Genomic DNA, 12,026 nt, shown 5'->3' on the forward strand with positions numbered 1-12,026 from the left:
GTACGACAGCGACGCGCTCCCCACGGACGACCCTTCCCAGGTTGATCAACCAGAAGATCATCCCACCGGTCAGCCAACGTGACAGTGCCTCCGCAGCGCATGACCTCAAAGGAGGAAGATCTTGCGTCTGTTCAAGGAACTCGGAGTAGCCGTAGCTGCGACTGCGGCAGTGTTCGCGACCATTTCGCCCACGCCAGCATCCGCTCAGCAGGCGAGTGAGGAAGCCACTGCCTGTGGTGTCACTGGCGCCAACCGTGACTCCAGGCCTTACGGGCAGTACTTCAACCGAGACGTGAACCTTCGCAACGGTCCGGCGTGGTCATGCCCGATCACCAACACCGCCAGCGTGACAAACCAGGTCGACTACTGGTGCACGACCGACGGGTTCACCTACGTCCGTACGGCGTCAACCAAGTATGGCTGGGTTTCAAACTCATATCTGGATCACGACGACATCACTCCCTGCTGACCACGCAAATTCTGCGACGACAGGGGCTGGAGCCCGCGCACACCCGCTGGAGCTTCTTCACCTCCGCCAGCAGGCTGTCCAGCCCCAGCACGCCCGGGTCCGCCTTCAGTTCGGTGAAGAAGGTGCCCCCGCCGGCCGCGCTCTCCTCGTCCGCGTTGGTGTCCTCGGCGATCAGGTCGTCCAGCCGGGACCTGGTCGCCGTGCTATTCCTACCGCAACCGCGTCGAAGAGACGAAAGCACTGAGCCCCGGTGGCTCCCGGCGCCCCACTGACGGGGGCCGCAGCAGCCCCAGGTCAGCTGCCCCTTCGTGCCGCTGCCAGGACAACCATCGAGGAGGTATCAGACATTCCTTCCTCGGAGTCTTGCTGAAGTGGCGCACCCCAATCATGATCGTGTCCATGCCAGATTTCTGCGAGGGGGCATCCAGCTCACATGCTAGTTGTCGCTCTTGCCAGGGGTCTCGTTCAGAGGTGAGGAGATTCGACGTGCGTAAGTTACGTGGTGTTTTGGCAGTTGCTGGGGCAGTCGGCCTCATGCTCGGCGCAATGGCGCCGGTGGCAGCGGCCAGCGGCCAGCAGGGTGCCTCATATGAGTGCAGTGCGGGGTACTTCTGTATGTATACCGAAAGGGATGGTGAGGGGCTCCGCTGTCAGTTCCGAGACCGGACCGCCGATACGGCTGTGAGATGCTCCTGGGCTGCGAGCACCAACGTCAAGTCGGTCTATAACAACAGCACCTTTGGGAATGTGACGTTCTACAGGACCGTCAATTTCAATAACCGTGTCGGCAGTACCGCGCCCCTCTCCGGTGGAAACCTCACTGGGACATACAAGATCCGGTCGCTCACCTGGTAAGACCGGCCCGCACAGAAGGGCCCCTTGCCGGAGGGGCTTGTGCCCCGACCCCGTACAGCGCCGCTACCACCGGCTCCGCCACCACCTTCACCCGGCGCACGGCCGCTGGGAGGTCCGCGGCGGCCTGGTCAAGCTGTGGGAGCGGATCGAAGCCGTGCCCCGCTGGGCCCGGATCCTGCCGGGCGGGCTGCTTGCGGCCGCTGCTGAGCGCGTACGACGAGGCGGGCCGACCCGGGACGTTCACCCTGCACGTCTACGGCGGCGGGCAGCACCTGCGGCACCCAGCAGATGCCCGGCCTCCCGCTACCGACGTCCTGACGGGGCCGGTAGGACTCCAGGCGCCCGGGCGGGGAACGTGACGGCCTCCGCCCGGGTGCCTGGCCGTGTTCACCGCACCCACTCGTACTCGTCGTCCGCGTCCCATCCGGCGTCGCGGTCGTCGTCGAGTAGATCGTTGGTCTCGTCCTCGGTGAGGACGTCGCGCGCATCGTCCATGAACATCATGATGCTGACTGGTCCCTGGCCGGTCAGGCGGCTGTGCTGAAGCCGGCCGCGGCCGGGTCCGTCTCACGCAGCGGGGTGAAGTCCACGTCGTCCTATGACGATCAACCCTTACTCAGCGTGACTGCACCACAGAAGCTGAGCCAGAACCCGTTCTCGTGTACAGAGCCACACGCCCGACGCGCGGAAGACCAGCGCACCGAGCGGGGGACTGAGAGCAGGGTGCCCTACTACCGGCTGTTGAACATCTCCTGTCCGGTGTGCCACACCAAGAGAGACAACCCGCCGGATCCGTTTTCCACCAGGAGTTCGGGCTGGACAACGACTGCGACTCAGAGGACTGGGCTGGCCCGGCAGGAACGGCGGGGAGGCGGGTGATCTCTTCGTCGTCGTACGGATCGAGGGTGAAACGCAGTCGGCCTGACAGCCCAGGCCGCTTCAACAGCGATGACGTCGACCGCTCGTTGCGGTGATCCCCGGCCTGATGGCCGTCCCAACGTCATGGGCCATAACCAGACTCGCGGTCGTGGCCGACACGAACACCCCTGATCTCGCTTCCGAGGACACTCCGGACGCGCAAGTGTCCCGCGGGGATACCGGCGGAGCAACCTGCCGTCACCGCTGGCGACCAAGGGGCGTTGCTGCTGCTCAGGTCGAGCGGGCTAGGGTGCTGGCCATGACTCTGGACCGAGACGGCGTGATGCTGCCGCGACTGCGGCCGACGGACGTTGCGCGGCGAGGGGTGGCCTTCGGCCTGCTGGGCGTGGTGCCGCTCATGGTGGTGACTTTGAGTATCAGCGGCCACAGCGACCGGGAAGAGTTCCTGTCCGTCGTCGGTGCGATTGCCGGACTCTTCGGTGTGAGCCTGGTTGTGGTCGGTGCTGGCTTCTGGTGGGCCAGTGCGGGGGACATCCGACGCGTGGGGGACTGGCGCACTCTCACGAGCCAGGCCGCCTCGGTCACCGTCGTGGGTCCGGCGTTCCTGCGCTCGGGACTGTTCCTGAGCGTCCTCGGAGCTGCTGCTCTCGGGCTGTACCAGCTCGTGGACACTGTGCCTTACGGCAGTTGGTTGCACGGCTAGCATTTGCCCTGGACGGGCAAGCGGTGTCGGTTCACGTCGTCTCGTGATTCCAGGCGCTCGGCACGAGGCCGGGCAAGCGGTGGGTGATCTGGTGCTGGCCCTTGGTGCAGCCCTGGAACCGGGCCCATAGGTGCACGCATTTCCGACTTCGCTCGGATCGAACCTGCTGCTCGGTAGCTTCGAGTGTGAGTGCAACGGCATCGGCCCGCGGAACAAGTGGCCCATGCCCGGACCGGGCGAGGGCGGCCTCATGGTCTATCCGGACCACAAGGACCCGGCCTCGCGGTGTCCCATCAGAACCACTTCCATCTGGCTTGAGCCAGGAGCCGAGACCACCCTTGCGAACACCCACCAGCACGGCGCCGCGATCACTCCCGGGGCCACCCTTCGCGTCGTCGGCACCGGCCGCGTCGACCCTGACAGCCAGCGCACCCGCCGGCTGTCGGCTGGGGAACGCCCCCTCGGCATCTCCGTGCTGTGACTGTGATGTGCGGGGAACTGGCGAGCGGGTAAGGGGAGTTGGGGATACAGGGACATACGGACGCATGAGCGGCGGGAGCGGTACGGCCGCGGCTGCCGGGGGAGGGGCGGGGGTGCGTTTCACACTCGGCGTACAGGCGGCGAGCGGCGACCACGCGGGGGCCACGGACGAGTTGTACGACTGGCTGTGCCAGGATTTTGAACTGCGCGGCCTGGTGCGGCGCGACCTCGCGGACAGCGCGCCCGCGGGAGCGATGGGCGGTGTCTGGAGCGAGCTGCTGACCCTGCTGCTCGCCCCCGGCGGGCCCACCGCGGCGGCGGGCGCCGCTCTCGTCGTCTGGCTGCAGAACCGGCGGAGCAATGTGACCGTCACCATCAACCGGCCGGACGGCACCCAGCTGGTGGTCGCCTCCGAGAAGGTCCGGCCGCTGACCGCGGAGGGCACCGGCGAACTGGCCCAGCGGGTGGCGGAGGCTCTGCGGGAGCCCTCGGCTCGGGAGACGAACGAGCGGGAACCGGCCAGAGAGGACCCGACCGGAGAGGATCCGGCCGGCGGAGACGGCTCCCGCCGGGCCGAGGGGGCACGCTGACCATGCCGTTGGGGGGAGGGTCCACGCCGTCAGGAGGAGGGCCGGACCTGACGGGGCCCGGCTGTCACGCGGTCGTGGTCGGCACAGGCCGCCACCCTGGAGACCGACTGCACGATCTCCCTGCGGCCGTGCCATCCGCCGAGGCGCTGGCCGAGACGTTACGCATCCACTGCGGCATGGGCGACCGGGTCCGCGTGCTGACGAACCCCGCGTCGCCGAGCGACGTGCTGGAGGCACTGGCGGAGGCCGCCGACCGGGCGGCGCCCACCGAGGAGCGGCCCGTGAGCGGCATCGTCGTCTTCTGCTTCGTCGGCCACGGTTTGCGCGGGCCCGGCGGGCGGCTGTATCTGGCGACGGCAGCGACGAAGTCCCTCACGGACACTGCCCACTCGGTGCCGTACGCGGAGATCGAGCGCTATCTCGGCGACGCCGCCGCGGACCCGGTGCTGATCCTCGACTGCTGCTTCGCCGGGAACGCCCGGGAACCCGGCCGCGTCCCCGCCCCGGACCCGTTCGGCGCGTCCCGCCCCCAGGGCAGCTATCTGCTCGGATCCGCCCAGCGCAACACCCTGGCCTACGCCCCGAAGGGTGCCGAGTACACACTGTTCACGGGGCATCTGCTGAAGCTGTTGCGGGACGGCGACGCGGGCGCCGCCCGCCTGATGACGCTCGGCGGAGTCTACCGCCTGCTCGACCAGCGGCTCCAGGGCGAGGCGGCCCGCCCCTACGGCGGCGGCACCGCCCGCATGGCCGAGCTGGTCCTCACCGTCAACCGCCGCTATCCAGCGCAGCCCGCCGCGGACGGCCCGGCAGCGCCGGACGACGACGCAGACGCCGTGTGCCCGTACCCGGGCCTGCGGCCGTTCCTGCCCGAACAGCACTACCTCTTCTTCGGCCGCGAGGAGATGACGGAGCGTCTGCTGGCCAGGGTCGCCGGCATCCGGCCGGGGGAGCCGCTGGTCCTCATCGGCAACTCCGGCGTCGGCAAGTCGTCGCTGCTGCGGGCCGGGCTGAGCGTGGCGGCCCAGCGCGCCGGACTGGGACCGGTGTGCCTGGTGCCCGCACCGGGCGCGCGGCCGTTCCGGCGGCTCGCCGAGGCGTGGGCGCAGGCGGTGGGCCGCCCGCTCGCGGAGGTCGTACGCGATCTGGAACAGGGACGGTTCCCCCGCCCCGAGCCCTCCGGGGCGGGCGGCGGGTCGGTGCCGGGGGTGCTGGTCGTCGACCAGTTGGAGCAGTACTTCACGCACGGTGCGGACGAGGCCGAGCGCGCCCGGTTCGCCGCCGCGCTCACCGCGACCGACGGCCCGCGCGTCGTGCTGGCGCTGCGCGCCGATTACCACGGCGACGTCCTCGGCGACCCGGACCTCGCCCCGTTCGCGGAAGGCGACCACTTCGTCGTACCCGCCCTGAACGACGCCGAGATCGAGGCGGCCATCGTGGAGCCCGCCCGGTACGCCGGACTGGAGTGGGAGGCGGGCGTCACGCGCATCCTGCTGCGCGAGGTGAACGAGGAACGGCGCGGCGGACGCACCGGCGACGCGGCGGCCCTGCCGTATCTGGCCTACGTCCTTCAGGAGATCTGGCTGCGGCGGCGCGGCACCACGCTCACCTACGCCGCGTACCAGGAGGCGGGCGGCATCCGTGACGCGGTCGCCCGCGCCGCCGACCGGATCCATGACGGCCTCGACGAGGACGGCCGGCAGCGGCTGCGCGCCCTGATGCTCGCCATGGTGCAGGTCGCCGACGGCGAGGGGCGGCTGATGCGGCGCAGGGTGCCGCGCGAGGAACTGGTCGGCGAACGGGACCTGTTGCGGCTGCTCGCAGACGCCCATCTGGTCGTGGTGGACGAGGACGGCGGGGCGCAGCTCGGCCACGACTCGCTGCTGCACGCCTGGGGGCGGCTGACCGGCTGGATCGAGGAGGCCCGCGGCGATCTGCTGCGGCTTCGGCGGCTGACCGCCGCGGCGGAGGGCTGGGACGAGGGCGGACGCGGGCCCAGCGGCCTGTGGCGGGGCTTCGACCTGCGGGAGGCGCGCGAGCTGGCCGTCAGCCGGACGGCCGGGGCGGCGCCCGTCAGGCAGGTGGTCCGCGACTTCGTCACCGCCAGCGAGACCGCCGAGCGGCGCCGGCGCCGCGCCGTCCGGGCGTGGGTCTCCGTACTGTCGGTACTGACCCTGGTGGCGGCCTCCCTGGCGGGCTGGGCGTTCTACGAGAACGGGCAGGCGGCGAGCCGGGAGCGGGCCCTGATCGCCCGCGAGCTGGCGGGCCGCGCGGACCGCATCCGCGATCGCGACCCGGGCACGGCGCTGCGGCTCAGCCTGGCCGCGTACCGCACGGCCGAGACCCCGGAGACCCGCTCCAGCCTGTACTCGTCGGCGATCACCCTGACCCCGGTCCACCTCACCCCCGAAAAGCCGCACCGCGAGCCCGTCTTGAACCTCGCCTACCGCTCGGACGGCAAGGCGCTGGCCGCGAGCCACCGGGACGGCCGGGTGCAGCTGTGGGACCTGGCTGATCCCGGGCGCCCGGCCGAGGGGGGCCGCTTCCGGCTGAAGGGCCCGTCCGCCCTCGCCCACCACCCCCGTGAGCCGCTGCTGGCCGCGCAGATGGGTACGGAACTGACCCTGTGGAACACGACCGACCCCGACCGGCCCAAGCGGCTCGCGCGTCTGCCGGTCAAGGGGAGCGAGGCGACGTTCAGCGTGGCGTTCAGCGGGGACGGCCGGACCCTGGCGTCCGGCAGTGACAAGGGCCGGCTGCGGTTGTGGGACGTCTCCGACCCGGCGCGCCCGGCGCTGCGCGCCCAGCGCACGGTGGCCGACGCGGACCTGATCTCCCTGGCGTTCACCCGCGACGGACACCACCTGATCACCGGAAACGGCAACGAGCCGGGCTCGGACGGGCGCTCCGCCCAGGTACGGCTGTGGGACCTGACCGACCCCGCCCGGCCCGTCCTGCGGGACACCGAGCGGGCCGACTCGGTCATGTCCGTCGCCGCCCACCCGCGCCGCGATCTGGTCGTCTCGAACGGTGGCGGCGGGAAGACGGCCTGGTGGAAGGTGGTGGACGGGAGGGAACTGCGGCGAGTCCCCGCCGGGGACGGCCTGGACAGCTGGGGCGGCTATGACGGTATGCCGCAGCTCGCGTTCAGCCCGGACGGCAGGTTCCTCGCGGGGGCGGACGGCGACGACGGCGTACGGCGGCTCAACGCGACGGCCAAGGCGGCCGAGCTGGCCCAGATAAAGCCGGAACTCGGTGGGCTGTCCTCGGGGCAGCCGGTCCATTCGGTCGCCTACAGCCCCGACGGCCGCTATCTGGCCGCGGGCGAGGCGGGCGGCGAGATCCGGCTGTGGACCGAGCATGCCTGGGCGCCCGCGCTGCCCGGCTATCTGCCGCCTCACGAGATGGGGGGCACGAGCCCCGTCAGTGCCGACGGCAGGCTGCTCATCACCAAGGAGGAGGGGCCGGACTCCTCCGCGACCACCCGGATCTGGACCATCGGCGACAACGGCTCGGCGAAGCCGCGCTACACCCTGCCGGAGGACTGGGAGGCGAACTGGTTCCTGACCGGCCGGGACGGCGACCCGGTCCTGCTGGCCCACCACTGGGCGGGAGGGCTGGACCACACCCTCCAGTTCTGGCGGTTCGGCGCCGAGGGCCCGCCCCGCAGAAGCACGAGCATCCGGTACACCGCCAGCGTCCCGCATTTCGCCGTCAGCCCCGACAACCGGCTGCTGACCGTGGGCTCGTCGGAGGAACCGGCCATCGCCCTGTGGGACATCAGCGACCCCGCGAAGCCCGTACACCGGGCCGACATCCCCGCGCAGGCGGACGGCGGGATCTTGGAGACGGGAAGCCTGTGGTTCGCGGGCCCGCACACGGTCGTGACCGTCGAGGACGGATGGCACCTTCGGCTCTGGGACGTCTCCGACCCCAACCGTCCCCGCAAGGGCGGCATGATCGAGGACGCGGCGCTGAGCCAGGGCGCCCTCTACGACGACGTGTCCGAGCTGCTCATCACCGAGGAGACCGGCGACACGATCCGGCTGTACGACCTCTCCGAGCCCGCCCGTCCGGAAGAGGGAGCCCGGATCCCGGCCGCTCCCGGGAGCTACTTCCCCGCTGGGAAGGACCAGCTCGCGTCCGCGGTCTCCGACGGCACGATCGAGTTCTGGGACGTGTCCGACCCACGCAAGCCGACGAAGGAGGACGAGACCGTACGCCTCGACCGCGCCATCACGTCCCTCGACCTCACCCCTGACGGCCGCCACGCCATCACCGGCCACCCCTACCGCATCTGGTCTCTGGGCCGCGACGGCCGCTGGGTGACCCCGGAGTTCGCCACCCTGGAGGGTGCGGAGTCCGTCCGGCTGCCCTCGGGCGGGAGCTGGCTGGCCGTCACCTCCAAGACCGGCGCGTCAGGACTGACCAACGGGAAGAACACCTACATCCTCGACTACGACACCGACCGCCTCTACGAGGCCATGTGCCGCTCACAGCCCGTCAGTCTGTCGAAGGTCCGCTGGAATGCGCTATTCCCGCACCTGGAGCACCGCGTCTCCTGCGCCGAAGGGGAGTGATCACCTACGCGCCTCCTGGCCGCGCTTGATGCAGGGACCTCTGAACGGCGTTCGGTGAAATTCGACTCCGCTGCTCCCTGACTGTCATCCGGTGGCGGCCGTGCAGTCCGGTCCGCTGATCCCGGAGCAACGAACACAGCCGCAGGGCGGCGGAACGGCCAACACCCCTGATGAGACACTGTTCGCAGCCATCATCTACGTGCTGATCAGGGGTGCGCCTGGCGGCTCTGCCGCCGTGCTTCGGCGTCTCGAAGTCGACCGCACACCGTCGTTTCTGATCTGCTCCAGAGCCGGAGTGTGGGGGCCGCCTGCACGAAGCCGTGCTGCACCGACTGGACGACGCCAGCCCTCGTTTGCGAGATCACATCCGCCGCTAGGGCTGAACTTGGGCGCGCTGCGACTGGAATAAGTCTGTGCACCTGCCGGTACAGCCGGAAGTCTGAAGGACGGCAATCCGGCCATGTGCACATCAATCAGGGAGATACGCGTGACTGGTCTTCGCAGACTCGCCGCCACCCTCGCCGCATGCGGCGCCTTCACCCTTGTTGCACCCACAGCCCAGGCCGCCCCCGCCCCGCAGCCGCAGGTGCCCTTCCGTACCGCCCCCGCCGCCCCCGCTGGGGCTTACCAGGCTAGCGCCCCCGCCGCCACCTCGCCCTACACCTCGCCCAACGCCTCCGCTGGGCACGTCTCCCCCGGGCAGAGCTACACCTGCGCCGTCGGCAACCTGTGCGACCTCGTCTGGGATCCCACGGTCGCTAAGTGGGAACTGTTCCGGATGTACACCTGCAACCGCTACTACGTGTACTACTGGAACGGCGATGGCTACTTCTGGAACAACCAGACGTCCGGAACGGTCGCCCGCTTCTATGACCAGAACGGCAACACGCTGAGGACGGACACGGCACCGACGGGCCAGACGCTCATCAACTGGAACCCGGTGTACTCAATCCGCAACTGTTGAGAATCCCAGACCCCCCGCCTCCTGCCCCGCCTGCACGTTTCCCCAAGGGACCGCACTCCTCACTGATGGGACGCTGTTGGCTGATTCGGGCTTGCTGCGGCGTGATGTCGGCCTTCAAGACCTGCTTGTGGTCTTGAAGGCCGGCGTTGTCGCCCCCCTCCTTTCCAGGTGGGCACGCTCATCTGTGTCACTGTTCAGCTGATCTGCGTCATCGCCAGCGGGCGGGAATCAGGACCTAGCTGAACCCATCAACTCCGGGTCCCGGGACCGGTGTTTTCCCTGGTGACAGAGAGCGCGCTGGGACTGGGGCCACCTGGGTCCCTGGGGCGCGCACTCTCGTGCGGCCAAGTTCGCCCGGTGTGGCCCCCAGGACCGGGGGCGGCCGATACCGTTGAGGGAGACGCCAGTTCTGCCTTCTGGAGCCCTCGATGAGCGAACAGCCCGCCGCCTCCGCCGACCATGCCCGGCAGCAGCTGGAGCCTGCAGCCGCCGACGGATTGCGCGCGTACGCGGCCAAGACTCGCGCCAGTGCCGACCAGTTCGCGGCCGTCCTGGAGGACATCGCGGAGAACGGGCTGCCCTCGACGGAGGACTGCACGCCGTGGGAGGAGCTGCGCGAGGCCCACCTCGCCCGGCTCGCTGCCCAGCGCCCGGCCGTCGCCTGATGGCCCAGCCCCACGGCCCTCGTCGCGCCCGTATCGCCTTCTCCGGCGTTGTCACGTTGTTGAGTTTGCAGGCTCCTGACGGTGTGTCGGGGCATGGTGGGCGTGCGGTTGGGTTCTGTGTTCAGGCCGTGGCGGGCTGGCCGGCGGCGCCAGTGATCTGGTCCCAGATGGCGAAACCGGATGGTCATCTCGGCTCGGTAGCCGTGGGCGGTCATCAGGTGGCGGTGGGGCCGGAAGTGAGGTGAGATGCCGCTGAACGCGGACAGGAACCGCTGCGCGGCGCCGACCGATCGGAAGCCCTTCATCGCGCGTTCCCGCTGCCGCGTGGGCTGGTGGCTGTTCTCCGCCCGGTTGTTCAGGCCCTGGTGACAGCGGTGCTCCACCGAGGGCATGACCTCTCGGTCGGCCGCACCGTAGGAGCGCAGCTTGTCCGTGACGACCACCCGCGGCACCGTACGGGTCTTCTTCAGCAGCCGACGGAAAAACCGCCGGGCCGCGGCGGTGTCCCGCCGGCCCTGCACGAGGATGTCCAGCACCATCCCATCCTGGTCGACGGCCCGCCACAGGTACTTCAACTCGCCGTTGATCTTGATGAAGACCTCGTCCAGGTGCCACTTGTCTCCCGGCCGGGGCCGACGAAGGCGCAGCGCGCCGGCGTAGGCCTGCCCGAACTTGTCGCACCACCGCCGGACCGTCTCATAGGAGACGATCACTCCGCGCTCGAGCATGAGTTCCTCGACTTCACGGAAGCTCAGCGGGAAGCGGAAGTACAGCCACACGCAGTGGGAGATCACCTCGACCGGGTACCGGTGCCCTTTGTAAGACGGCGGCGCGCTGTCCACGGACGACCCCTCCTGGCCTGATCCACCCGAAGAACATCTCACCCGATCAGCCAACGTGACAGCGCCGTTCTGATCCTTCACCACATCTCGACCTGAGGTTGGAAAAGGCTCAATGAAAGCGGCCGGTGCCCAATCCGCAGAGCGGGTGGCAAGGACACCGGCCAACCAAAGACCCACCCGAAGGTGAACTCCTCCTTCAGGATATCGGCTCCACCGCATCCGTCCGGTCCCTATGGCCACGGGGGCGATGTCAGTGCCGTACGCCACCATCACCTCGTGCCCACTCTGGACGATTTGCCTCCGCACCGCCGAGCCAAGCTTTTGTGGAGCTGGGCCCACCAGGGCTTGCCGTTCGTCGAGCAACTGGTCATCGACGCCGCAGACGAACCGTGCCGGCTGCCTCACCCTTGCTCTGGCCTGGCGGGCACGACCCTCGCCTTCCCCGGCAGCGACGGCCGCCATCACCTCGCCCGCGTCGGCCACCTGTTGTGCGGCGAGGCCGCAGGCGCCGGCGGCTGGGCGCACCGCAAGCACTGCGAATGGATCGAGGCCGTTGACGGGCCGGCGGAGTGGAAGGGCGGCCTGGTCGACGGTGTCATCGTCTGGGGCGCGGCGGAGGCCACCTGGACTGTGGATCCGGCCGGCCCGGGAATCGACCCTGGCCTTGTGCCCAAGCGGGAGCGGTGTCTGGCAGGACCTTACGAACTGCTGCATAGCTGGCCGCCGCCACCGGCCCGCACTGCCTCGGTGCGGCGTATGCGCGCCGCGACGGATGCTCCAGCACGAGGAGCCGTACACCCTCCGGCCCCGTACAACCTGAGGCCGCGTGTCGTTCGAACGCCGATAGCGGGGGCCCACTCTATAGCTACGGCAGACGGACATGTAGCACTGCGCACGCGGGATAAGACATCGTTTCTGATGGCGTGATTGCTCGTTGAGCCGTGCATGACGGATCTGATCGAGCGGTTGGTGCCGGACGAGTTGTGGACGCTGTTCCGG

9 protein-coding genes and 3 pseudogenes are annotated in these 12,026 nt (G+C 69.6%); 10 read left to right on the forward strand and 2 right to left on the reverse strand.

The features are described 5' to 3' along the window. Positions 1–121: 121 nt before the first annotated feature. Positions 122–469, forward strand: a complete 348-nt coding sequence (locus tag ACZ6TU_RS38590; RefSeq protein WP_467682134.1) for an SH3 domain-containing protein — start codon at positions 122–124, stop codon at positions 467–469. Here ACZ6TU_RS38590 and ACZ6TU_RS38595 read toward each other — a convergent pair. Next, a complete protein-coding gene (locus ACZ6TU_RS38595; RefSeq protein ID WP_467682132.1) occupies positions 456–710 on the reverse strand; it encodes a hypothetical protein in 255 nt (84 codons plus the stop codon). The two genes, ACZ6TU_RS38590 and ACZ6TU_RS38595, sit on opposite strands and share 14 nt — an antisense overlap. A gap of 305 nt (positions 711–1,015) precedes the next feature. On the opposite strand from ACZ6TU_RS38595, the gene ACZ6TU_RS38600 reads away from it, so the two are divergent. The 9 genes and pseudogenes from ACZ6TU_RS38600 (at position 1,016) to ACZ6TU_RS38640 (ending at position 10,185) form a co-directional block, all read left to right on the forward strand. Further along, on the forward strand, positions 1,016–1,324 hold the full coding sequence (locus tag ACZ6TU_RS38600) for a peptidase inhibitor family I36 protein (protein WP_469553467.1): 309 nt from the start codon (positions 1,016–1,018) through the stop codon (positions 1,322–1,324). Positions 1,325–2,108: 784 nt separating this feature from the next. Beyond that, positions 2,109–2,249 (forward strand): annotated as a pseudogene (locus tag ACZ6TU_RS38605) (DnaJ C-terminal domain-containing protein); the annotation flags it as partial. A 252-nt stretch (positions 2,250–2,501) separates the two neighbouring features. Then, the gene (locus tag ACZ6TU_RS38610; RefSeq protein WP_467682128.1) at positions 2,502–2,906 is read left to right on the forward strand and encodes a DUF6336 family protein; all 405 of its coding nucleotides are present in this window, start codon (positions 2,502–2,504) and stop codon (positions 2,904–2,906) included. A gap of 223 nt (positions 2,907–3,129) precedes the next feature. Continuing rightward, positions 3,130–3,387 (forward strand): hypothetical protein, encoded by a 258-nt coding sequence (locus ACZ6TU_RS38615; RefSeq protein WP_467682126.1) that lies wholly within the window; start codon positions 3,130–3,132, stop codon positions 3,385–3,387. Between the two features lie 112 nt (positions 3,388–3,499). After that, positions 3,500–3,976: an effector-associated constant component EACC1 gene (locus ACZ6TU_RS38620; protein ID WP_469553459.1), complete on the forward strand. Its 477-nt coding sequence runs from the start codon at positions 3,500–3,502 to the stop codon at positions 3,974–3,976. A 2-nt stretch (positions 3,977–3,978) separates the two neighbouring features. After that, the gene (locus tag ACZ6TU_RS38625) at positions 3,979–8,556 is read left to right on the forward strand and encodes a caspase, EACC1-associated type (protein WP_469553462.1); all 4,578 of its coding nucleotides are present in this window, start codon (positions 3,979–3,981) and stop codon (positions 8,554–8,556) included. A gap of 136 nt (positions 8,557–8,692) precedes the next feature. After that, positions 8,693–8,900, forward strand: a pseudogene (locus ACZ6TU_RS38630) (transposase); the annotation flags it as partial. 143 nt (positions 8,901–9,043) lie between these two features. Beyond that, a complete protein-coding gene (locus tag ACZ6TU_RS38635; RefSeq protein WP_469553464.1) occupies positions 9,044–9,520 on the forward strand; it encodes a hypothetical protein in 477 nt (158 codons plus the stop codon). Positions 9,521–9,948: 428 nt separating this feature from the next. Beyond that, positions 9,949–10,185: a hypothetical protein gene (locus tag ACZ6TU_RS38640; protein WP_467682118.1), complete on the forward strand. Its 237-nt coding sequence runs from the start codon at positions 9,949–9,951 to the stop codon at positions 10,183–10,185. Between the two features lie 121 nt (positions 10,186–10,306). Here ACZ6TU_RS38640 and ACZ6TU_RS38645 read toward each other — a convergent pair. After that, a pseudogene (locus ACZ6TU_RS38645) lies at positions 10,307–11,027 on the reverse strand (IS6 family transposase). Positions 11,028–12,026 lie beyond the last annotated feature (999 nt).

Source organism: Streptomyces sp. NPDC052064, assembly GCF_055585925.1.